Annotated in this window: 15 protein-coding genes; 12 read left to right on the top strand and 3 right to left on the bottom strand. The window is 70.8% G+C overall.

Annotated elements, in window-relative coordinates; translation table 11 throughout:
- The first annotated feature begins 53 nt into the window (after positions 1-53).
- The 7 genes from OG963_RS11780 to OG963_RS11750 all read left to right on the top strand — a co-directional run bounded on the left by OG963_RS11780 (position 54) and on the right by OG963_RS11750 (position 11,034).
- Complete coding sequence (locus tag OG963_RS11780) at positions 54-944, top strand: xanthine dehydrogenase family protein subunit M (RefSeq protein WP_093930140.1); 891 nt, start codon at positions 54-56, stop codon at positions 942-944.
- 2 nt (positions 945-946) lie between these two features.
- Complete coding sequence (locus OG963_RS11775) at positions 947-1,540, top strand: (2Fe-2S)-binding protein (protein ID WP_030917026.1); 594 nt, start codon at positions 947-949, stop codon at positions 1,538-1,540.
- Positions 1,541-1,542: 2 nt separating this feature from the next.
- On the top strand, positions 1,543-3,927 hold the full coding sequence (gene pucD / locus OG963_RS11770; RefSeq protein WP_371800285.1) for a xanthine dehydrogenase subunit D: 2,385 nt from the start codon (positions 1,543-1,545) through the stop codon (positions 3,925-3,927).
- A gap of 196 nt (positions 3,928-4,123) precedes the next feature.
- Positions 4,124-4,282 carry a hypothetical protein gene (locus OG963_RS11765; RefSeq protein WP_176902258.1) on the top strand — a complete coding sequence of 53 codons (159 nt, stop codon included), beginning with the start codon at positions 4,124-4,126 and terminating at the stop codon, positions 4,280-4,282.
- A gap of 110 nt (positions 4,283-4,392) precedes the next feature.
- Positions 4,393-5,856, top strand: coding sequence for an NCS2 family permease (locus OG963_RS11760; RefSeq protein ID WP_030917021.1), 1,464 nt, complete (start codon positions 4,393-4,395; stop codon positions 5,854-5,856).
- A gap of 37 nt (positions 5,857-5,893) precedes the next feature.
- On the top strand, positions 5,894-7,045 hold the full coding sequence (locus tag OG963_RS11755; RefSeq protein ID WP_030917018.1) for an XdhC/CoxI family protein: 1,152 nt from the start codon (positions 5,894-5,896) through the stop codon (positions 7,043-7,045).
- A 227-nt stretch (positions 7,046-7,272) separates the two neighbouring features.
- Positions 7,273-11,034 (top strand): S8 family serine peptidase, encoded by a 3,762-nt coding sequence (locus OG963_RS11750; RefSeq protein WP_371798864.1) that lies wholly within the window; start codon positions 7,273-7,275, stop codon positions 11,032-11,034.
- Between the two features lie 214 nt (positions 11,035-11,248).
- Here OG963_RS11750 and OG963_RS11745 read toward each other — a convergent pair whose 3' ends face one another.
- Both OG963_RS11745 and OG963_RS11740 read right to left on the bottom strand, forming a co-directional pair.
- Positions 11,249-12,460: an MFS transporter gene (locus OG963_RS11745; RefSeq protein ID WP_371798863.1), complete on the bottom strand. Its 1,212-nt coding sequence runs from the start codon at positions 12,458-12,460 to the stop codon at positions 11,249-11,251.
- Positions 12,461-13,071: 611 nt separating this feature from the next.
- Positions 13,072-14,694, bottom strand: coding sequence for a peptidoglycan-binding protein (locus tag OG963_RS11740; protein WP_371798862.1), 1,623 nt, complete (start codon positions 14,692-14,694; stop codon positions 13,072-13,074).
- 357 nt (positions 14,695-15,051) lie between these two features.
- Between OG963_RS11740 and OG963_RS11735 the strand changes: the two genes are divergently transcribed.
- The 3 genes from OG963_RS11735 (at position 15,052) to OG963_RS11725 (ending at position 17,576) form a co-directional block, all read left to right on the top strand.
- Positions 15,052-15,285 (top strand): acyl carrier protein, encoded by a 234-nt coding sequence (locus OG963_RS11735; protein ID WP_030917005.1) that lies wholly within the window; start codon positions 15,052-15,054, stop codon positions 15,283-15,285.
- Positions 15,286-15,383: 98 nt separating this feature from the next.
- On the top strand, positions 15,384-16,637 hold the full coding sequence (locus tag OG963_RS11730; RefSeq protein WP_371800284.1) for a beta-ketoacyl synthase: 1,254 nt from the start codon (positions 15,384-15,386) through the stop codon (positions 16,635-16,637).
- Positions 16,638-16,658: 21 nt separating this feature from the next.
- Positions 16,659-17,576: an alpha/beta fold hydrolase gene (locus OG963_RS11725; protein WP_371798861.1), complete on the top strand. Its 918-nt coding sequence runs from the start codon at positions 16,659-16,661 to the stop codon at positions 17,574-17,576.
- 141 nt (positions 17,577-17,717) lie between these two features.
- Here OG963_RS11725 and OG963_RS11720 read toward each other — a convergent pair whose 3' ends face one another.
- Positions 17,718-20,135, bottom strand: a complete 2,418-nt coding sequence (locus OG963_RS11720) for an endonuclease/exonuclease/phosphatase family protein (RefSeq protein WP_362269151.1) — start codon at positions 20,133-20,135, stop codon at positions 17,718-17,720.
- 207 nt (positions 20,136-20,342) lie between these two features.
- Here OG963_RS11720 and OG963_RS11715 point away from each other — a divergent pair, with 207 nt between their 5' ends.
- Both OG963_RS11715 and OG963_RS11710 read left to right on the top strand, forming a co-directional pair.
- On the top strand, positions 20,343-21,170 hold the full coding sequence (locus tag OG963_RS11715) for a metalloregulator ArsR/SmtB family transcription factor (protein WP_327425072.1): 828 nt from the start codon (positions 20,343-20,345) through the stop codon (positions 21,168-21,170).
- A gap of 369 nt (positions 21,171-21,539) precedes the next feature.
- Positions 21,540-22,793 (top strand): ROK family protein, encoded by a 1,254-nt coding sequence (locus tag OG963_RS11710; RefSeq protein ID WP_371798860.1) that lies wholly within the window; start codon positions 21,540-21,542, stop codon positions 22,791-22,793.
- Positions 22,794-22,899: the final 106 nt, after the last annotated feature.

Here is a 22,899-nt window from a genome sequence, read left to right as displayed (position 1 = left end):
CCGGCCGTCCCCAGCCCCAGCGAACGACCCGATTGAGAAGAAGAGAGCCACTCATGGACTTCCTTCGCCCCGCCAGCTGGGAGGAGGCGCTCGCCGCCAAGGCCGAGCACCCGACGGCTGTGCCCATCGCGGGCGGTACCGATGTGATGGTCGAGATCAACTTCGACCACCGGCGGCCCGAGTACCTCCTCGACCTGAACCGCATCGGTGAGCTGTCCGAGTGGGAGGTGGGCCAGGAGGACGTGCGGCTCGGCGCCTCCGTGCCGTACAGCCACATCATGGAGCACCTGCGGACCGAACTGCCCGGTCTGGCGCTCGCCTCGCACACCGTCGCATCGCCGCAGATCCGCAACCGCGGCGGCGTCGGCGGCAACCTCGGAACCGCGTCGCCCGCCGGTGACGCGCACCCCGCACTGCTCGCCGCGGGCGCCGAGGTCGAGGCAGAATCCGTGCGCGGGACCCGGATGATCCCGATCGACGCCTTCTACACGGGCGTCAAGCGCAACGCCCTCGAACCGGACGAGCTGATCCGGGCCGTGCACATCAAGAAGGCCGACGGGCCACAGCAGTACTCGAAGGTCGGCACCCGCAACGCGATGGTCATCGCCGTCTGTGCCTTCGGCCTCGCCCTGCACCCGGAGACCCGCACGGTCCGTACCGGCATCGGCTCCGCCGCCCCGACACCCGTCCGGGCGAAGGACGCGGAGGAATTCCTGAACGCCGCGCTCGAGGAAGGCGGGTTCTGGGACAGCCGCACCGTCATCACGCCGTCCATCGCCGCACAGTTCGCCACGCTCGCCGCAGGCGCCTGCAACCCGATCGACGATGTCCGCGGCACCGCGAGCTACCGCAGGCACGCGGTGGGAATCATGGCCCGCCGCACCCTCGGCTGGACCTGGGAGTCGTACCGCGGCAACGGCCGCAGCACCGAAGGAGCTGCCTGATCATGCGCGTCAATTTCACGGTCAACGGCCGTAAGCACGAGGCCGACGACGTCTGGGAGGGCGAGTCCCTCCTCTACGTGCTGCGCGAGCGGATGGGCCTGCCCGGTTCCAAGAACGCCTGCGAGCAGGGCGAGTGCGGCTCCTGCACCGTCCGCCTCGACGGCGTCCCGGTCTGCTCCTGCCTGGTCGCCGCGGGCCAGGTGGAGGGCCGCGAGGTCGTCACAGTGGAGGGCCTCGCCGACTTCGCCGCCCACCGGTCCGAGGCGCACCCCGGCAGTGGCTGCGCCTCCGGCGCCTGCGGCACCTCGCTCGACCAGGCCCGTCGGTGGGAGGCCAAGCCGGCCGCCGAACAGTCCCGCAGCACCGGTGAACTCTCCCCGATCCAGCAGGCGTTCATCGACGCCGGCGCCGTCCAGTGCGGCTTCTGCACCCCCGGCCTGCTGGTCGCCGCCGACGAGCTGCTGGAACGCAACCCGGAGCCGTCCGACGCGGACATCCGCGAGGCGCTCTCCGGCAACCTCTGCCGCTGCACCGGCTACGAGAAGATCCTCGACGCGGTCCGCCTCGCGGCCGCCCGCGCGGAAGAGACGGTGTGACGATGGGCGTTACCGGCTCCCCCACGAACATCCACCAGGGCACCCGCACCAAGGGCGGCATCGGCGAGTCCACGCTCCGCCCCGACGGCATCCTGAAGGTCACCGGCGAGTTCGCGTACTCCTCGGACATGTGGCACGAGGACATGCTCTGGGGCCACACGCTGCGCTCCACGGTGGCGCACGCCGAGATCGTCTCGATCGACATCTCCCAGGCGCTCGCCACCCCCGGCGTGCACGCCGTACTCACCTACGACGACCTGCCGACCTCGGTGAAGAACTACGGCCTCGAGATCCAGGACACCCCCGTCCTCGCCCACGGCAAGGTCCGTCACCACGGCGAACCGGTGGCGCTCGTCGCCGCCGACCACCCGGAGACGGCCCGCCGCGCCGCCGCGAAGATCAGGGTCGACTACCGCGAGCTGCCCGTCGTCACCGACGAGGCGTCCGCCACCGCCCCCGACGCGATCCTCATCCACGAGGGACGCAACGACCACCACGCCGGGCACGTCCCGCACCCGAACATCGTCCACCGCCAGCCCATCGTCCGCGGCGACGCGGACGCGGCAGCGGCCCGGGCCGACGTCGTCGTCAGCGGCGAATACGTCTTCGGCATGCAGGACCAGGCCTTCCTCGGTCCCGAGTCCGGCCTGGCGGTCCCCGCCGAGGACGGCGGCGTCGATCTGTACGTCGCCACGCAGTGGCTGCACTCCGACCTCCGCCAGATCGCCCCCGTCCTCGGCCTGCCCGAGGACAAGGTCCGCATGACGCTCTCCGGCGTCGGCGGCGCCTTCGGCGGCCGCGAGGACCTGTCGATGCAGATCCACGCCTGCCTGCTGGCGCTCCGCACCGGCAAGCCGGTCAAGATCGTCTACAACAGGTTCGAGTCCTTCTTCGGGCACGTCCACCGCCATCCGGCGAAGCTCTGGTACGAGCACGGCGCCACCCGCGACGGCAAGCTCACCCACATGAAGTGCCGCATCGTGCTGGACGGCGGCGCCTACGCCTCGGCGTCCCCGGCCGTCGTCGGCAACGCCTCCTCACTCTCCGTCGGACCGTACGTCATCGACGACGTCGACATCGAGGCGATCGCGCTCTACACCAACAACCCGCCGTGCGGCGCCATGCGTGGCTTCGGCGCGGTCCAGGCGTGCTTCGCCTACGAGGCGCAGATGGACAAGCTCGCCGCCGAACTGGGCATGGACCCGGTCGAGTTCAGGCAGCTCAACGCCATGGAGCAGGGCACCCTCCTGCCGACCGGGCAGGTCGTCGACTCGCCCGCCCCGGTCGCCGAGCTGCTGCGCCGGGTGAAGGCCCGGCCGCTGCCGCCCGAGCGCCAGTGGGAGGTCGCCGGTGAGGAGGCCGACGTGCGGGCGCTGCCCGGCGGTCTGTCGAACACCACCCACGGCGAAGGTGTCGTGCGCGGCATCGGTTACGCGGTCGGCCTCAAGAACGTCGGCTTCTCCGAGGGCTTCGACGACTACTCCACCGCCCGGGTCCGGATGGAGGTCGTCGGCGGCGTGCCGGTCGCCACCGTGCACACGGCGATGGCGGAGGTCGGGCAGGGCGGCGTCACCGTGCACGCCCAGATCGCCCGCACCGAGCTGGGCGTCGCCCAGGTCACCATCCAGCCGGCCGACACCCGGGTCGGCTCCGCCGGATCCACCTCCGCCTCCCGGCAGACATACGTCACCGGCGGCGCCGTGAAGCACTCCTGCGAGGCCGTCCGCGAGAAGGTCCTGGAGATCGGGCGCCGCAAGTTCGGTACGTACCACCCCGCCTGGGCCACCGCCGATCTGCTCCTCGAAGGCGGCAAGGTGGTCACCGACGGCGGCGAGGTGCTGGCCGATCTCGTCGACGTACTGGAGGACGAGGCGGTCGACATCGAGCTGGAGTGGCGCCACCGGCCCACCGAGGCGTTCGACCTGCGCACCGGACAGGGCAACGGGCACGTCCAGTACTCCTTCGCCGCGCACCGTGCGGTCGTCGAGGTCGACACCGAGCTCGGCCTGGTCAAGGTCATCGAACTGGCCTGCGCCCAGGACGTCGGCAAGGCGCTCAACCCGCTGTCGGTGGTCGGCCAGATCCAGGGCGGCACCACCCAGGGACTGGGTGTCGCCGTCATGGAGGAGATCATCGTCGACCCGAAGACCGCGAAGGTGCGCAACCCGTCCTTCACGGACTACCTGATCCCCACCATCCTCGACACGCCGACCATCCCGGTCGATGTGCTCGAACTCGCCGACGACCACGCCCCGTACGGGCTCCGTGGCATCGGTGAGGCCCCGACCCTGTCGTCGACCCCGGCCGTCCTCGCGGCGATCCGGGACGCGACGGGCCTGGAGCTGAACAGGACGCCGGTGCGCCCCGAGCACCTCACCGGCACCTGAGAGGCCGTCGGGTGACCTCCGACCGGGCGGCCACGCCCTGGCACGCACGCTTCCCGCGTTGTCGTCGGTCGGCGACGCTCCGCGTCGCCTCCCTCCTCCGCCTTGGAAGCGCACGCACCAGACCGCGTCCGCTTCCCGATCCGAGGTCACCCGCCAGCCTCGGAGGGCAGCTCCCGCCGAACCCTCCGGGCGGTGCGTGCCTTCCAGGAACGTCACACTTCCGCCGCGGCACCGCCCGGAGACCCGGAGTACCGCACCGCTCGCGGTCCTCGGCACCACCCGGCAGTACCCGCAGTACCGCTGTACCGGCAACACCCGCACCACCGAGCAGTACCCGCACATCCACCTTGAATGAACAGTTCGTCTCGGGCCGTCCCCCGGGTCGTGCAGCCAAGCAGTCATCCCAAATCCCGCATTCCGATTCTCCATCGCGGGTGCCCCTGTGAACCTTGGGAGTCAGGCATCATGACCCAGCAGTCAGTGGAGCCCAGGACCATCGCGGAGGAGGCGGGCCCCGGCTCGCGCATCCCCGCCGGCAGATCCTGGCTCGACCGGTACTTTCACATATCCGAGCGTGGATCCACGGTCGCGCGCGAAGTGCGCGGCGGCGTCACGACCTTCATGGCCATGGCGTACATCCTGCTGCTCAATCCGCTCATCCTCGGCGGCAAGGACGTCGAAGGGCATCTGCTCAGCCAGCCGGGACTGATCACCGCCACCGCGCTCGCCGCGGCCGCGACCACCCTGCTGATGGGCTTCGTCGGCAAGGTGCCGCTGGCGCTGGCCGCCGGTCTCAGCGTCTCCGGCGTTCTCGCGTCGCAGGTCGCCCCCGCCATGACCTGGCCGCAGGCCATGGGCATGTGCGTCATGTACGGCCTGGTGATCTGCCTCCTGGTGGTCACCGGCCTGCGCGAGCTGATCATGAACGCGATCCCGCTCCCGCTGAAGCACGGCATCACCATGGGCATCGGGCTCTTCATCGCCCTGATCGGTCTGTACAAGGCCGGGTTCGTCGGCAAGGGCTCGCCGACCGGACCGCCCGTCACACTCGGCATCAACGGCGAGCTCGCCGGCTGGCCCGTCCTGATCTTCTGCGTCACCCTGCTGATGATCTTCATGCTGCAGGCCCGCGCCGTCCCCGGCGCGATCCTGATCGGCATCGTCGTCGGCACCGTGATCGCGGTCGTCGTCCACAAGGCGGCCGGTCTCGATGCCAAGGCATGGAACATGTCTCCGCCGGAACTGGGCGGCAGCGCGGTCTCCGCCCCGGACTTCTCGCTCTTCGGGAAGGTCGAGTTCGGCGGCTGGGGCGACGTCGGCGCGATGACCGTCGGCTTCATCGTCTTCACCTTGGTGCTGGCCGGCTTCTTCGACGCGATGGCCACCATCATCGGCGTCGGTACGGAGGCCGGGCTGGCCGACGACAAGGGCCGGATGCCGGGCCTGTCCAAGGCGCTGTTCATCGACGGCGCAGGCGGTGCGATCGGCGGTGTCGCGGGCGGCTCCGGCCAGACCGTGTTCGTCGAGTCGGCGACCGGTGTCGGCGAAGGCGCACGGACCGGTCTCGCCTCCGTGGTCACCGGCCTGTTCTTCGCGGCCTGCCTCTTCTTCACCCCGCTCACCGCGATCGTGCCACCCCAGGTCGCCTCCGCGGCCCTGGTCGTCATCGGCGCGATGATGATGCAGAACGCCAAGCACGTCGACTGGAGCGACCGCGCGATCGCCGTCCCGGTCTTCCTCACCGTCGTGCTGATGCCCTTCACGTACAGCATCACCCCGGGCGTCGCCGCCGGTGTGATCTCCTATGTCGCGATCAAGGTGGCACAGGGCAAGATCCGTGAGATCGGCGGGTTCATGTGGGGTCTGACGGTGATCTTCGTCGTCTACTTCGCTCTGCATCCGATCGAAAGCTGGCTGGGCGTCAACTGACCCCGCCCCTGAACACCACGCTCAAAGGAGACACGCCATGCTGGACATCGCCGAAGAGCTTCATCGGTGGGTCGGGCAGGGACGCGAATTCGCCGTCGCCACCGTCGTGGAGGTCGGCGGGAGCGCGCCCCGGCAGCCGGGAGCAGCCCTCGCCGTCGACCGCGACGGCACGGCGATCGGGTCGGTCTCCGGCGGGTGTGTGGAGGGCGCGGTGTACGAGCTGTGCCAACAGGCCCTCGACGACGGCACCACCGTGCGGGAGCGGTTCGGCTACAGCGACGAGGACGCCTTCGCCGTGGGTCTGACCTGCGGCGGTGTCATCGACATCCTGGTGACACCGGTCCGTGCGGACGACCCCGCACGCCCGGTGTTCGCCGCCGCGCTCGCCGCCGCGGCGACAGGGGAGGCGGCGGCGGTCGTACGGATCACGGACGGGCCCGCCGAACTCCTCGGCCGCCCCCTCCTCGTCCGTCCCGACGATTCGTACGAGGGCGGGCTCGGCGGACATCCGGAGCTGGACCGCACCGCGGCGGCCGAGGCCCGCGCGATGCTGGACGTGGGCCGGACCGGCCCTCTCACGATCGGTGCCGAGGGATCGCGCTGCGGCCGACCGCTCGGGCTGCTCGTCGAGTCGAGCGTCCCGCCGCCCCGGATGATCGTATTCGGGGCCATCGACTTCGCCGCCGCCCTGGTCCGGGTCGGCAAATTCCTCGGGTACCACGTCACCGTGTGCGACGCCCGGCCGGTCTTCGCGACCGAGGCCCGCTTCCCGGACGCCGACGAGGTGGTCGTCGACTGGCCGCACCGCTATCTGGCGGCCACCGCCGTGGATGCGCGCACGGCCCTGTGCGTGCTGACCCACGACGCGAAATTCGATGTCCCGCTGCTGGAGACGGCGTTGAAACTGCGGGTCGCCTACGTCGGGGCGATGGGCTCGCGCCGCACCCACCTGGAGCGCAACGAACGGCTCCGCGAGGTCGGCGTCACCGAACTCGAACTGGCCAGGCTGCACTCGCCGATCGGTCTCGATCTCGGCGCACGCACCCCGGAGGAGACCGCCCTGTCGATCGCCGCCGAGATCGTCGCCGAGCGGCGCGGCGGCAGCGGAGTCCCACTCACCGGCGCGCACACCCCGATCCATCACGAAAGCGGGCAGCCGCCGGCCGGATGGATCTCCTCGGTGGCCTGACCGGCTCCCTGGCTGCGACACGGAATCCGGCGCGGGCTCACCGGGACGTGGCCCGATGCCGCCGGGTGAGCATCAGCCGTCGACCGCCGTCCGGGTGAAACCGGCTGAAAGAGACGCAGTTGAGGGGGTGTCCGCCGGAACTCCTGAATCGGCGGGATGCCGCCACGGCGGCATTCCGCCAGCCATGGGCGCAGACGCGGGTGGGGATCTGCCGGTAGATCAACCCCATGACATTCACACCCTCCTCCGCTTCCGGCCGGGCGAGACCCGTGCGTGCGGGACGCAGGGCCCTGCTCATAGCGACCTCCGTCGCTCTCGTGAGTGGAGCCCTGCTGCCCGCGGCAGGTGCCGCTTCGGCGGCGCAGGCCGCCCCCGAGGCCAGCGGACACTCCCGGAACCCCGTCCATCAGTACGACATCACCCTGCTCACGGGCGACGTGGTCCACTACGTGGACGGCGTCGGCAAGCAGGACACCGTCACGGTGGACCGGCCCGACGGCGCGGTCGGTGGTGTGCATGTGCAGCAGGCGGGAGACGACATCTACGTCATTCCCGATGAAGCGACCCCGCTGCTGGCGGCCGGAAAGCTGGACCGCCGGCTGTTCGATGTCACGGCCCTCGCCAAGATGGGCTACGACGACAAGAGGGCCGGTGGCATCCCGCTCATCGCCACCTACTCGGCGAGCCGGTCCCGTTCGCTGCCCGCCACCCCCAGTGGTGCCAAGACGGTCCGTCGGCTCGACAGCATCCACGGCGCCGCGCTGAAGGCCGACAAGGACACCGCCCGTTCCTTCTGGAACGACATCGCGCGTCCGTCCGACGCCCGTTCGCTGGACGACGGCATCGCCAAGCTGTGGCTGGACGGCCGCGCGAAGGCCACGCTCAAGGACTCCGTGCCGCAGATCAATGCCCCGCAGGCGTGGGCCGAGGGATTTGACGGCAAGGGCACCAAGGTCGCCGTCCTCGACACCGGCATCGACCCGACCCACCCGGACGTCAAGGACCGCATTCTCGAGTCCAAGAGCTTCGTTCCCGGTGAAGAGGTCCTCGACAAGAACGGCCACGGCACGCACGTCGCCTCCACCATCGCGGGCTCCGGCGCCGCGTCGGACGGCGTCAACAAGGGGGTCGCCCCGGGTGCGGACCTGATCATCGGCAAGGTCCTCGGCAACGGGGGCTCCGGCGAGGACTCCGGGATCATCGCCGCGATGGAGTGGGCGAAGGCCGAAGGCGCCGACGTCGTCTCCATGAGCCTCGGCTCCAGCATCCCGGACGACGGCACCGACCCGATGTCGCAGGCGGTCGACGCCCTCTCGGCGGACGGTGGTCCGCTGTTCGTGATCGCGGCCGGGAACGCGTACGGCGCGGGCACCATCGGTTCTCCCGGTTCGGCCGACAAGGCGCTGACCGTCGCCGCCGTCGACAAGCAGGACGCCCGCGCGGACTTCTCCTCCATGGGCCCGCTCACCCGGTCGTACGGTCTGAAGCCCGACCTGTCCGCCCCCGGCGTCGACATCAACGCCGCGGCCTCGCAGGCGGTCCCGGGAATCAGCGGCATGTACCAGCAGATGTCCGGTACGTCGATGGCCACCCCGCACGTCGCGGGCGCCGCGGCGATCCTGAAGCAGCGTCACCCCGACTGGTCCGGTCAGCGCATCAAGGACGCGCTGATGACCTCGTCGAAGCGGCTGCCCGACTACACGCCGTACGAGCAGGGCACCGGCCGGCTCGACGTCAAGGCGGCGGTCGACACGACGATCGAGGCCACCGGCTCCGTCGCGGTCGCGTCGTACGACTGGCCGCACAGCGCCTCCGACCCGGTCGCCGAGCGGACGATCACGTACCGCAACACCGGTGCGCAGGACGTCACCCTGGATCTGGCCCCCGACACGGACGCGGCCGCGTACACGCTCTCCACGTCGAAGCTGACCGTCCCCGCCGGTTCCACCGCCGACGCCGTGCTCTCGCTCGACCCGTCGAAGGTCGCGGCCGGCACCACGTTCTCCGGCCAGGTCGTCGCGAAGGACGCGTCCGGCGCGACGGTCGCGCACACCGGCTTCGCCCTGAACAAGGAGCAGGAGCTCTACGACCTGACGCTCAGGCTCCGCGACCGCGCGGGCAAGCCGATGGACGGCTATGTCGTCCTCGGCGAGCTGAACGACCCGTATCTCAACCTCAACGCCGTGCCGGTCGCCGGCGACACCACACTGCGGCTGCCTCCGGGCACCTACACCTCCTGGGCCTCCGTCGACGTCGACGGTGACCGCCCGGACTCGAAGGCCGTCGCCTTCCTCGCGGAGCCCGAAACGGTCCTCGACAAGCCGACCACCGTCACCTTGGACGCGTCCAAGGCGCGCAAGATCAGTGTGCGGACGCCGAAGGAGACCGAGACCCGGCAACTGCGCTACGACATGGCGCGCACCACGCCGAACGGCGGGGTCTTCCGTGACGCGTACCAGATCCCGGTGGCGTACGACCAGCTGTGGGCGAGCCCCACCAAGAAGGTCACCCAGGGCAGCTTCAGCTTCCTGACCCGCTGGCGCCAGGGCGAGAAGCAGATCGACCTGTCGGTAGACGGCCGTGATGTGCCGGTCACCGTGCAGGGCGGAGCGCCCGTCGCCGAGGACAGCAGTCAGAAGCTGTCCGCGGTCTTCGCGGGCAACGGTGCCGAGGCCGACTACAAGGGTCTGGACGCCAGGGGCAAGGCTGTCGTGGTCCGCCGCAGCGACGCGGTCGCCGCGGCCGACCGGCTCGCCAACGCGCTCGCCGCGGGCGCCAAGGCGCTCTTCGTCGTCAACGACGGACGCGGCGTGGCGATGGAGTGGTACACCGAGTACGGCACCACGACCACCATCCCGGTCGCATCGGTGCAGCAGCTGGCCGGCGAGACCCTGATCAAGGCGGTCACGCGGGGCGAGAAGCTCTCCATGACCCAGCGCAGGTTCGCCCGGTACGTGTACGACCTGGTCGACCGCCACAACGGCAGCGTCCCGGACCGCTCGCTGGCGTTCGCTCCGAGGACGGGTGAACTGGCGAAGGTGGAGAACACCTTCTACGGCCACAAGGCCACGCTCGGCGGGGGCTACCGCTACGACATTCCGGACTACGGGCCGGGCCTCGGCTTCGCGGAGTACGAGAAGTTCCCCGGCACACGCGACGAGTGGGTCACCCCGCTCCCGGGCGCTTCCTTCTGGTACGAGGACCACTCGGTCTTCAACGCCACGGAGACCGGATTCGCGCACGAGATGCGTAGCGGCGAGATGGACTACACGGCGGGCCGCACCTACCGCGCCGAATGGTTCGCGCCGATCAGCCGCCCGCGTCTGGGCACCGGCTTCTGGGGTCCGTTCCGTTCCGTCACCAACGACATGCAGTTCAATTTCACGCCGTGGACGGACTCGGGCGCGGGGCACTCGGGCTCCATGCCGGAGGACGAGTACGACACCACCACCACCGCGTTCTACCAGGGCGACACGCTGATCCGGAAGGTCGCAGGCCGGGCCGGATACATCGGGGACCTGTCGGCGGAGAAGCTGCCGTACCGCTTCGTCCTCGACTCCACCCGCGACGGTGACGTGTGGAAGACCTCCACCCGCACGCACACCGAGTGGAGCTTCGTCTCGGGCCAGATGGACCAGAACGGTCCCTGGCAGGCCGACCTCCCGCTGCTGCAGCTGGACTACAAGGTCGACACCGACCTCGCCGGTGACGTCGAGGCCGGCCGGTGGACCGAGATCGGTCTCTCCTCCGGCACGCAGGAGTGGCTGGACGGCGCGGTGAAGGCCAGGAAGGCCTCGCTGTCGGTCAGCTACGACGACGGCAGGACCTGGAGCGCCACGGAGCTGCGCAAGACCTCGGAGGGCAACTGGACCGCTCGGTTCAGGACGCCCCACAAGGCCGGCGGTTTCGTCTCGGTGAAGGCGCACAGCGAGGCCGGGAACGGGCTCGGCATCGATCAGGAGATCATCCGGGCGTTCGGTCTGAAGTGACCTCGGCCGAAGTCGCCTGCTGAGCACGCTGCTCGAGGCGGCTCCGCTCCCCACGGGGAGCGGAGCCGCCTCTTCGCGTTCCGGAGGGACGGTGCGGTGGAGGGAACCGTGGTACCACCTGAATTCCCGTGCCACCGGCCGAGCCGTTACCCGCGGGACCGCCGGACGCGCCTTTCCGCGTACACCACCGTGTGGGGCGCCGGCAGCGAGGACGTCACCGTCGGTCCCGGCTGAATGCGAACCCCGCGCAGAGCAGCACCGGGGCCGCCGCGAGCGTGAAACACACCGTGAGCGGCAGCCGGCCCACCAGCAGACCGACCGCGGCCGTGCCACCGGAAGACCCCGCATTGAGCGCGGTGTTGACCCAGGCGCCGGCCTGCGTACGGCTGCCGGCGCCGACGGACTCGTCCGCAATCAGATACGCGGTGGTGATGGCCGGCGCGACGAACAGCCCGGCCGCGGTGACCACGGCCACCAGGACGTACACGTTCGGCGACACCCCTGCCGCGACCGAGGAAACCCCGAGGGCCGTGCCAAGTGCCGTCAGGCGCAGCCGACTCGGCATGCGCCACGAGACGGCGCCGTACGCCAGACCGCCGACCGCGCTCCCCGCTGAGAGCGCCGCGAGCACCCAGGCCACCGAGGCGCCCTGATGATGCTCCTCGGTGAAGGCCACCAGGAGCAGGTCGAGGGCGCCCAGGCAAAGCCCCACCCCGGCCGAGACCACGGCGGCGTGACGCAGCCCGACGTTACCGAGCAGTCGTTTCCCGGACGGTCCGGAAGGCGGCAGGGGTGTCGTTCCGGACGGGCGGCCGCTCGTACCGCGCAGCGCCGGGGACGAGACCAGCGCCGACGCGCCGACGAGTACGAGCGCGGCGCTGACGGCCACACCGGCCGCCGGCTCGGCGAACCTCACCAGCAGACCCACCAGCAGCGGCCCGGTGACGAACAGCAGCTCCTCGGCCACCCCGTCCAGGCTGTACGCGCGCTGCAGCAGTTCCCGGTCGGGTACGAGGCTGCTCCACACGGTCCGCATCACAGGCCCGAGCGGTGGGGTGCAGGCACCGGCGGTGACGGCCAGCGCACCCAGCGGGAGCCCTGAGGCGCCGGGCTGCCAGGTGGCATACGCCAGAGCGGAGAGGAGCAGTGCGTAGGCGGCCCCCATGGGCGGCAGCGCCCGACGTGGCCCGTACCGGTCGATCAGCGCGGCACGGGCGGGTGAGAGGAAGACGCTGGTCGCGCCGAACAGCGCCATGACGGCGCCCGCCACGGAGTACGAGCCGGTGGCGTCCTTGACAGCCAGCATCAGGGAGAGGGAGACCATCCCGTACGACAGCCGTCCCAGCAGTGCGGCGCCGAAGGTGCGGCCGGCATGACGGGTGCGCAGGACGGTTGCGTACGAGGGAGCGTGCGAAGGCGAAAGCATGAGGACTGTTCCTCCGGAAGGCAGCGCGGAGTTACGCGCTGTGTGTGCAGGGACGCCGAAGCGCCGCACCCGGTGTGGCGGGGTGCGGTCGGTGCGGGGTCCTAGGCACGGAGGAGGAACATGTGTGCAACGTAGCAGGCGACCGGTCGGTGCGGACACCCCGCAGAAGGCGTCTGCCGGTGCCCTCAAACGGCCGGTCCGCCCACCGACTTGTCCAGGATCTCCTCGGCGGTCCACCACGGCCGGGGCAGGCACCGGCCCACATCCCCGGCGCGACGGAGAAGATCGTCCGTGGACGTGACGCCGAGATCGGCGACCGCCGCCCGGAAGGCCGGGGTGCGCGCGGCGTGCGGCTCCGGGGCGCCGACGGCCAGGATGGTGTCCCCCGAGCGTGGGCGGTCGGGTGTCCCGGCGGGCCGCAGCGGGCTCGGCGCCGGCCCGCCGGACGGGGGCTGCCGCGCCGCAGCCCCGCTGTGCGGCCGCTCAGTCAGGTGCCCAACGGCGCAGACGGGGCGGACACCTGATGGACCGTTCGATGATCCGCCGGGACCGTCTCCGGCGCACCGTGTCGTCGGGGACGCCGTTCAGCGGCCGCGTTCCGGCACGCAGGGTCAGCGCCCCGCGTGCAGCGCCGCCCAGGTGTTGCTGCTCACGATCCCGGTGACCGCCAGCCCCTGACGGGTCTGGTACGTGCGGACCGCCGTCGCCGTGACGGGACCGAAGGTCCCGACGGCGTCCACGGTCGTGCCGAGCGCCGCGGTCAGCGACCGCTGGAGCCGCTTCACATCGGCGCCCGAGTCGCCCTGTCGCAGCGTCGGCGTGGAGCCGGCCGACAGCAGCGCGGTCCAGGTCTTCGGGCCGACGTTGCCGCCCGCGGGCAGCCCGTGGCGTGTCTGGTACGCCTTCACCGCGCTGAGCGTGGCCGCGCCGAAGCTGCCGTCCACGGTGCCCGCGGCGAAGCCCTGCGTGTTCAGCAACTGCTGCACCGCCGTGACGTGGGCGCCCGACGCTCCGCTCTGCAGGAGCGGGTACGAGTCGAAGCCCAGTCCGTCGCCGCTGCTGCCGTCACCGGCGCTCCCGCTGGTGCTGCCGTTGCTGCCGCTTCCGTTGCTGCTGTCGCCCTCGACGAAGCCCATGTAGCGGTTCCAGTCCCAGTACCGCCCCGGGTCGGTGTGGTCGGTGCCCGGCGCCTCGTCGTGCCCGATGATGTGGGCCCGGTCCTTCGGGATCCCGTACTTGTCGCACAGTGCTCTGGTCAGTGCGGCCGAGGCGCGGTACATCGTGTCCGTGAACCAGGACGGGTCGTCGATGTACCCCTCGTGCTCGATGCCGAGCGCCGATGCGTTGGCCTGCTTCGCGTGGTACGCGGTGTCGCTGTCCCGCACGGTCTGGGTGATCTGCCCGTCGGAGGAGCGGACCACGTAATGAGCGCTCACCTCGGCCTCGGGGTCCTGGAACCACTTGATGGAGCCCTCGTACGAGCCCTGCGTGACATGGATGATCACCTTGTCGATCGTTGCCGTCCGGCCGACGGAGAAGTTGTGCGCGTCGGCCGGGACCCACAGTGCCGACGGGTAGGGGGTGATCGGGGCGCGTCCGGAGGTGGCGGAGAGGGTGCCTTTCTCCGGCGCGACGGGGCGTGCGGTGACCGAGATCTGCTCGCCACCGGGGACGGTGGCGGCGAACCCGTGGGTCAGGAACGCGTAGACGGTGTCCGCGTAGCGGGCGGCGGCGGGGCCGGTCGTGCCGCTGTACTGCGCGACGGCCGGGTACCAGGCGTCGATGTCGTCGCGTTCGTTGCCGTCCAGGCCCAGCCGGTCCGCGTAGGAACGCAGTACGGCCGCACCGCCCAGGATGTTGGCCGTGGTGTCCCGCCGCAGCCGGGACAGCGGCTCGCCGGTGATGGCGGCCGCCTTCTCCAGCGTCCGGTTCGCCGGGTTGCTCGCCAGGTGCATCACGCCGTACCCGTTCGCCTGGCTGGGGCGCCCGGTGTGGCCGTCGAGGTGGGTCTCGCCGTAGCCGACGGCGGCGAGCAGATCACGCGGTACGTCGTACTTTCCGGCCGCCTTCACGAACGCGCGGTCCATGGTGCGTCCGCCGTCGGCGGCTGTCGCCGGAAGGTGTGCGGCCGAGGTGGCGGCGGCCGGTGTGCCGGTCGCGGTCAGTGCGGTGACGGCGAGGGCCGCCAGGACGGATGCGCGGCGCCCGGTGTGGGCTGCGGCTCGTCTGGGCATACCTGCTCCTGCTCTGTGGGGGGAGAGAGAAGAACGAACGGCCCCCGGACCCTGGTGGGGTGGGCCGGGGGCCACGAAGCCCGATCAAGGTATTCATGTGTCCAAGGCATGACAATGATCTTGAGACGTGTCGAACTCCCTTTCACTCCAATGGGGTTGGCCCACAGATCGAGGCCCCTCCGTGTGGAGCTGTGGATTCGTACACCTGGACGGTCAACCACCGCACGAGGGACAGCGGACCGGACACCTCACCGCGAAGGCGTATAAAGGGTCCCCCGGAACCGGCCGGCGTCCCCCGATGGCACGTGCACCTCGCGCGGCAGGTGTCACCGTGTACGACAGCGGAGGAGTGCCCCCATGAGCACAGCAGAAGAGATCAGTGCCTTGCTGGTGTCGAACTTCGGTACCGATCCCCTGGTGATCGCGCCCGAGGTGCCGCTCCATCAGCTCCGCCTGGACTCACTGGCTCTGGAGGAACTGCGGCTCCTCATCGAGGACCGGATGGGGGTCGATCTGGAGGATGTCCAGTTGACCTCGCGGGACACCTTGGGCCGGCTGGTCGAGACGATCCACGGCAAGGTGGCCGCGTGACAACGCGTCCGGCCGGCGAGAGTTCGGTGGCCCGTCCGGTGGCCGGGAGCCGGGTGGCCCGGCCGGCCGACGAGAGCCCCGTGACCCGCCCGGTCGCCGTGCGTCGGATCCCGCCGCAGCGTCCGGAGCCGTTCGGTGCCGCCGTCACCGGAATCGGTCTGGTCACCTCCGCGGGCGTGGGCGCCGATGCCACCTGGCGCACCGTCTCCGAGGCGGTCATCGCCCCCTCCGTCCTGCGGCGGACCGAACTCACCGACCTGCCCTGCGACTTCATGTACACGATCACCGGCCTCGACACGAAGGCCGTCCTGGGTGTGGCCACGCACCGGCTGATGGACCGCTTCTCACAGCTCGCGGTCATCGCGGCTCGCGAAGCCGTCGCCGACGCCGGGCTCGACCCCTCGGTCTGGGACGGTGGACGGGTCGCTGTCGTCATCGGCTCCGCACACGGCGGACTGCCCTTCTACGACGAGCAGCACGTCACTCTCGCCGGGCGCGGTGCGCGCCGCGTCTCCCCGAAGCTCGCCCCGCTGACCGTCGTCAACGGCGCCGCCAGCAGCGTCGCCACGGACCTCGGTGCCCGCGGTCCGAGCCAGGCCGTCTCCACCGCCTGCTCGTCCGGCACCGTCGCGATCGGCACCGCCCACCAGATGCTGCGCACCGGCGCCTGCGACATCGTCATCGCGGGAGGCGCCGAATCGGTCTGCTCCCGGCTGCTGATCGCCAGCGGCTGCCGTCTGAAGGCCGTGTCCACCCGCCGTGACGACCCCGAGGCGGCCTGCCGCCCGTTCGACACCCACCGCGACGGCTTCGTCGTCGGCGAGGGCGCCGGCCTCCTGGTGCTCGAGCGCCCGGAACACGCCCGCGCCCGCGGTGCCACGGTCCGCGCCCGCATCGCCGGATACGGGGCGTCCAGCGATGCGTACTCCGCGGTCGCCCCCGACCCCGACGGGCTCGGCATCGAACGGGCGCTGCGCACCGCCCTCGCCGACGCCGGGCTCGACGGCACGGACGTCGGCCATGTCAACGCCCACGGCACCTCGACGGTGGCCAACGACCTCATCGAGGGCACGATGCTCCACCGGGTCCTCGGCGACCGTCCGCTCGTCACCTCGACCAAGGCGATGACCGGACACACCCTCGGCGCCGCGGGCGGCATCGAAACGGTACTGACCGTGCTCGCGCTCCAGTGCCAACTGGTGCCGCCCACGGTCAATCTCGACGCGCCCGACCCGGCGATCCCCATCGATGTGGTCAGCAAGGAGGCCCGGCCGGGCGTGTTCGACGTCGCCGTCAAGACCTCGCTCGGCTTCGGCGGCCACAACGCAGCACTCGTCCTCACCAGGGCCTGACGCAGAAACGGAAGACCCCGCATGCCCGAGGAGACTGTCCGGACGCTGTCGGTGTACGGACTGCGGTACGGCTACCGGCGCCTGCAGCAGCCCGCACCACGCACCGAACCGGTCGTCATCCTCGGCGGCGCACTCCAGGGAATGTTCGGCTGGCCTCAGATGGACGACCACGTGGGGGCGGTCGCCGACGTCGTGACCGCCGACCTGCCCGGCATGGGCGGGGCCGACGCCCTCCCGGCCGTCCCCAGTGCTGGGATCATGCGCTCCGCCCTCACCCGCATCATCGACGACCTGGGTGTGGAGAAGGTCAATCTCTTCGGGTACTCCTACGGCACCTCGATCGCCCTCCAGTGCGCTCAGGGCAACCCGGGCCGCGTCGCCCGGCTGATCCTCGGCGGCGTGCCGTCCCACGTCGACGACAGCCAACGCAGCCACTGGCGACGGGTCGAGGACCGGCTGCAGGCCGGTGACATCGAGGGCGCCGCGACCCTCGCCGCCGAGGGGCTGATGTGCCTCGACCCGGACCGCACGGTCCATCGCAGGGAGCTGGCGCTGCGCTATGTGCGCCGCTCGCTCCTGCACGCGCTGTGCCACTCTCCGCATGCCGCGGACTCGCTGTGCCGGGTGCTGGGGGACCCGCCGGACTTCTCCGGCGGCCTCGCCGGCGTGCCCACTCTGGTCTTCGCCGGCGAGCACGACACGGTGAGCTCCCCCGCGCAGCAGCGGGAGTTCGCCGCCACCATCGAGGGAAGCCGGTTCCTCACCATCACGGAGTCCGACCACTGGGTCGTCCTCGAACGCCCCGACGACGTGGCGGATCTCGTGGCCCGCTTCTTCACCGACCGGCCTCTCGAAACCGCCCCGGGGCTCGCCGCGCTGCCGCGCCCGCGTCGGGCGGAGCACGGCGCGACGGCCCCCGGGCTCACCCCGAAGTGCTGAACCGGCCGGTGATTTCGCGGCTCCCGGCTCGACCACATCGTCGCATCGCACGCTGCGGCCGAGCCGGGGGAGAGCCGTGCGGGGCCGCACAGCTCCTGACACCCGCGCCCCTCCCGACACCCGCCTGGCGGGCCGGTCAGGTCAGTGGTGACCGTGGTCCGGAGCGTTCACGTCCACGCGCACGATCTGCGGGTCGTGGTCGCTCGCCTGGTCGGCGAACTCCGCGTTGATGTGCACCACGTCGTAGTCGAAGCGGCGGACACCGGGGCTGACCAGGATGTGGTCGAGGGTCTGCGAGTTGCCCTCGTACACGTAGCTGTACTGCTCGTTACTCGGCAGGGTCGTGATCAGCGGCTTGAGCGCCTTGCCGCCGGTCAGCGCGGTCATCGTCGGCGAGAACGCGAAGTCGTTGAGGTCGCCGAGCGTGATGACCCGCGCCGACTTGTCCGCCGCCAGCAGCGACTTGACGAAGGTGTTGACCTCCGTCGCCTGCTTCACCCGCTTCGTCTCCGAGCTGCGCGTCGGCTCCTGGTAGCGGCCGTGCAGAGGCTGGTCGCCGCCCTTGGAGGCGAAGTGGTTGCCGATGACGAACACCGGCTGCCCATGGAAGCGGAACTCGCCGACCAGCGGCTTGCGGCTGTCGTCCCAGGCGTCGCTGGTCGGGGCGATCCGGCCGGGCGAGGCCGACAGGGTGACGCCCTTCTTCGTCCTGACCGCCGTCACCGCAGTGGTCGCGTCGCCGCCCGGACGGTCCACGAAGTCGACCCGCTTGGGGTTGAAGAGGAAGACGTTCCGGATGTTGCCGCCGGGCTCGCCGCCGTCCTTACCGTTCTCGGGGGCGATGTAGCGCCACGAGTACCGGGGACCGCCCGCCGCGACGATGGCGTCGGTGAAGCGCTTGAGCGTAGCGTCGGAACCGACCGTGCCGTCGTTCACCGCACCGTTGTCGTCCTGGATCTCCTCCAGCGACACGATGTCGGGCGAGGAGAGGTTGACCGCGACACCCGCGGCGAGGGTGTCGAACTTGCTCTGCTCGTCGAGCGCGTCCAGGTTCTCCACGTTGTACGTGGCGACCGCGAGTTCCTTGCCCTTCTGCTCCCGGGTGACCTCGCGCCGCAGGTGGTGGTCGGTGAGCGTGCCGAGCTCGGTGGCCTGGAGGTTGTAGCCGCCGAAGGAGTCGTAGTCCAGGACACCGGTGGTGGTGCCGGACAGCACGTCGCCCACGTTCGCGACGGGGAACGGGCGGGTGGTGTCGAGCGACATCACCTTGATGCGACCGGTGTTCTGGTCGGTGTACGAGGAGTACAGGGTGCCGCCGCGCCGGGTCGGGTTCTCCTTCGGCTTGATGGTCACCCAGACCTCGTGGTACGCGGTCGTCGCGCCCGTGACCCGGGTGTCGGCGATCTCGACGCGGGTGCCTTCGAGCGACTCGTAGAGGTCGAGGGCGTACGTCGCCGGGTCGAGGGCCAGCGCGTCGATCGATCCGCCGTCCGCCGAGGGGACGTATGCGGCCGGTACGGAGGCGGCGTCGAGCACGACCGGCGCGGGCAGCGCGTTGCCCGACGACAGGACCGTGACCCTGGGGGCGGTGATCTCGGTGATCGACTGGGTGGTGGTCGACGGGTAGTACTCGTCCACCTTGCCGCTGACCAGTACCGAGTCGCCCACGGCGACCGCCGGTGCGGCGGAGCCGGTGTACACGAAGACCCCTTCGCCCGTACGGGGATCCGCGTCAGGCGTGGCGTCCTGGATCCAGAAGCCGCGTGAACCGCTGGTCCGCACACCGGTGACGATGCCGGGGACGCCGGTCACCGACTGGCCGTTCAGCGGCGAGACGCGGGTGGTGCCCTGGATGTCGTGCACCCGCACGGTACCGGGCTCGGTCGGGTTGCCCGGATCGCCCGGTCCCGCACCGCCGGAGGTCTCACCGGCCGTGTTGAACGGCGTCGGGGCCCCCGCGGACAGGTCGGCCGCATTGTCGTCGGTGTCGGCGAGCGAAGCGGCGCGCGCCACGGACGCGGTGGCGGAGGTACCCGTCGCCGGCCCGCTGCCCTCGCGTACGACCGCGGAGCCGTAGCCGACGAGGTCCACGATGCGGGTGTCGGCCGCGCAGTCGGCCGCGGTCTTGCAGGTGAGCGGGGTGGTGCCGGAGACGAGGGCGACGGTGCCGCTGGTGGCGGACATCGCGACGGTGCCGGTGGCGTCCGGGGTCGGCAGAGCGACCGTGCCGCCGGTGCCCGCGGCCTGGGCGACCAGGTAGCGGCCGCCGGGAGCGACGGATCCGGTCAGCGCGGAGACCTGCCACAGGGAACCGGCGGACGGCGAGCCCGGCAGGTACTGGACGCTGAAGCCGGACAGGTCGTACGCGGCGGAGCCGGCGTTGGCCAGCTCGATGAAGTCGCGGGTGAGCGTCGCACCCGAGTTGCCCCCGCCGCCGTACACCTCGGAGATCACGGCGGTCGAGGACGGCGCCGCGAAGGCGGCGGGCAGAGCGGTCGCCGAGAGGGTCACGGCGACCGCGCCGGCCAGCAGGACGGAACGCGGTCTGGATATGTGCACGGTCAGCTGCCCCTCAGAGTGTGATGAGAGGCCACAAGCTATGCGCGTAGAACCGGCGATGACAAGGCATCAGAGGTTAATTCCAGAAATCGTTCCGACGCCCTGGTCCCCGGTCGTCCGTCCGTCGCTCGACATGCAACCAAAAGGTTGCCTATAGTGGTGGTGGTGACCAGGGAGAGCGGAGAGGCGATGGCGACCGCGGCGGCGATGGACGCGATATTCAAGGCGCTGGCCGATCCGAGCCGTCGACAGCTCCTCGACCGGCTCAACGCGCGCGGCGGGCAGACTCTGCGCGAGCTGAGCGAGGGGCTCGCCATGAGCCGGCAGGCGGTGAGCAAACATCTGGCGGTCCTGGAGTCCGCCCTGCTGGTCACCACCGTCCGCAGGGGGCGGGAGAAGCTCCACTACCTCAACCCGGTGCCCGTCCAGGAAGTCGCCGACCGCTGGATCGGTCGGTACGAGCGCGGCCGTATGACCGCCCTGTCCCGTCTCAAACGCACACTGGAAGGAAGTCCGGTCATGGACAAGCCCGAGTTCGTCTACGTCACGTACATCCAGACCACGGCGGAAAAGCTCTACCAGGCGCTGATCGACCCCGAGTTCATCAAGATCTACATGGGCGGTTACGGCCCCGAGTCGACGTGGGAGGTCGGCGCGCCGGTCCGCTGGAAGATGGACCCCGAGGGCGAGTTCGAGGAGGTCGGCCAGCGGGTCCTGGAGGCGGAGCCCGGCAAGCGGCTCTCGTACACCTGGCACACCCTGCAGCCCATGCACCGCGAGATGTTCGGTCGGATGTCGGACGAGGAGTGGGCCGAGGCGGTGAAGGAGCGGTCCAAGGTCACGTTCGACATCGAGCCCGCCGAGGAGGCCGCGATGGGCGTCAAGCTGACCATCACGCACGATGGCTTCGACAGTCCGGACAGCAAGATGCTGGAGGGTGTCAGCGGCGGCTGGATCATGATCCTCTCGACGCTCAAGACCCTGCTGGAGGGTGGCAGGTTCGTCTCCGACCAGGGCCGGGACGCGTCCGCGTAAGGCTGCCGAACGCACGGTCCGCCACCCACGGTTGTCCATGATGCGGGCAGTGGTTTGACCGGGTTACGTCATTCCGGCTAGGTTGCCCGCCATGCAGCTATCCGCACACCTGACGACGCGAGGTCATGTCGACCTCAAGCGTGTGTGCTCCGCTGCGTGTCACCAGGCCTGAGAGCACGGCGCCCGCGCGACCGGCCACAGGCGAACCCTCGGGTGCAGCCCATCGGATCTTCGCAGGGTGTTTCTCTCCACGGGAGAAGCAGAGCCCGCTCACCGTGCCCCGCACGGGCAGCAGCGGTCTGCCACGCGCTCCTTCTTCGACGAGCGCGCACCGCGTCACCCGCTGCCACCGAGGACCTGGAAGACACTGTGAAGAGTCTGTCTGCGGCCGCCCGCCGAACCACCCCCCTGCTCCGTTCCGACATACCCGCCGTCGGCCCCGCCCGCCGCGTCCCGGGCACCGGCTCCGTGCTGAGCGCGATCCTCGACCACGGCCCGGTCGCCAGGTCCACCGTCGCCCGGCTCACGGGCCTTTCGCCCGCCTCCGTGACCGGTCACGTCGGCCAGCTGCTCGCCCGCGGACTGGTCCGCGAGAGCGCGGAGACCGCAGGCCCCCGGGGGCTCGGGCGGCCGCACATCCCCGTGGAGATCGACACCGGCCGCTACCTGGTGGCCGGGGCACACATCGCCGTGGCCCACTCGACCGTGTCCCTGATGGATCTGCGCGGACGGATCGTCGCCGAGGAACGGCAGCCGCACCGCACCACGGACCCGCACCGGCTGCTCGCCGACCTCGCCGAGCGCATACCCCGTCTGGTGTCCGCGCGCGCTGCGGGACGGACCGTGCCGGCCCTCGGCGTCGCCACCGGGCACCGGGTCGACCCCCTCGCCGGGATGATCGTGGAACATCCACTGCTCGGCTGGCGCGATGTGCCGGTACGGGACATCCTCTCCGCCGCGACCGGGCTGCCGGTCCATGTGGACAGCCACTCCCGGGCGTTGGCGCGGGCCGAGCAGATGTTCGGCGAGGCGTCGACCCGGGCCAGCATGGTGCTGCTGTTCATCGGCGCGGTCGTGGACGCTGCTTTCGCCACCGAGGGCGCCATGCACCGGGGGCCGCGCTCCGGAGCGGGCAGCATCGCCCATCTCCCGCTCGGGGCAGGCGGGTCCGGTGACGCCGAACCGTGTTCGTGCGGGCGGTCCGGCTGTCTCCAGTCCGAGGTGTCGGAGCGGGCCATGGTGCGGCGCGCGGCGGAACAGGGGTTGCTGGTGACCTCGTTCAGGGAGCTGCTGGACCAGGCCCTGGCCGGGGAGGCGCGGGCGGTGGCGTTGTTCAGGCGCCGGGCCGGGCTGGTGGGCCGGGCCGCGGCGCTGCTCCTGGACATGTTCGACCCCGCGGTACTCGTCGTGGTCGAACCGGGAGCGGGCCGCATCCCGGAATGTCTGGCCGATCTCCGCGAACAGGTGGCGGAACGCTCCTGGGTCTGCGACGACCCGGAGCGTGCGGTCGTGCCGAGCAGCTTCACCGGCTCCGTACTGGCCACCGCCGGTGGCGCGGTGGCGCTCGGGGCGCTGTACCTGGACCCGCTCGGCCCTTGGCCCGCGCTGCCCGCGGTGTCCTGACGGAGCGGCACGATATCCGACTTAATTCAGGAAGTTGCATTGTTGACCGGGCACGAGCCCGAACGGGATGATGGATTCATGACCAGCCAGCAGCGGAATTCCCGGT

This window comes from Streptomyces sp. NBC_01707, assembly GCF_041438805.1.
Lineage (GTDB): Bacteria > Actinomycetota > Actinomycetes > Streptomycetales > Streptomycetaceae > Streptomyces.
Note: the sequence above shows the minus strand (reverse complement) of the source record. Positions and strands in the feature narration are given on the sequence as shown.

Bases quoted from the DNA above. Each gene is read 5' to 3' on its own strand.
- OG963_RS11780 (WP_093930140.1), top strand. From the start codon at position 54: ATGGACTTCCTTCGCCCCGCCAGCTGGGAGGAGGCGCTCGCCGCCAAG.
- OG963_RS11775 (WP_030917026.1), top strand. From the start codon at position 947: ATGCGCGTCAATTTCACGGTCAACGGCCGTAAGCACGAGGCCGACGAC.
- pucD (WP_371800285.1), top strand. From the start codon at position 1,543: ATGGGCGTTACCGGCTCCCCCACGAACATCCACCAGGGCACCCGCACC.
- OG963_RS11760 (WP_030917021.1), top strand. From the start codon at position 4,393: ATGACCCAGCAGTCAGTGGAGCCCAGGACCATCGCGGAGGAGGCGGGC.
- OG963_RS11755 (WP_030917018.1), top strand. From the start codon at position 5,894: ATGCTGGACATCGCCGAAGAGCTTCATCGGTGGGTCGGGCAGGGACGC.
- OG963_RS11750 (WP_371798864.1), top strand. From the start codon at position 7,273: ATGACATTCACACCCTCCTCCGCTTCCGGCCGGGCGAGACCCGTGCGT.
- OG963_RS11745 (WP_371798863.1), bottom strand. From the start codon at position 12,460: ATGCTTTCGCCTTCGCACGCTCCCTCGTACGCAACCGTCCTGCGCACC.
- OG963_RS11740 (WP_371798862.1), bottom strand. From the start codon at position 14,694: ATGCCCAGACGAGCCGCAGCCCACACCGGGCGCCGCGCATCCGTCCTG.
- OG963_RS11735 (WP_030917005.1), top strand. From the start codon at position 15,052: ATGAGCACAGCAGAAGAGATCAGTGCCTTGCTGGTGTCGAACTTCGGT.
- OG963_RS11725 (WP_371798861.1), top strand. From the start codon at position 16,659: ATGCCCGAGGAGACTGTCCGGACGCTGTCGGTGTACGGACTGCGGTAC.
- OG963_RS11715 (WP_327425072.1), top strand. From the start codon at position 20,343: ATGGACGCGATATTCAAGGCGCTGGCCGATCCGAGCCGTCGACAGCTC.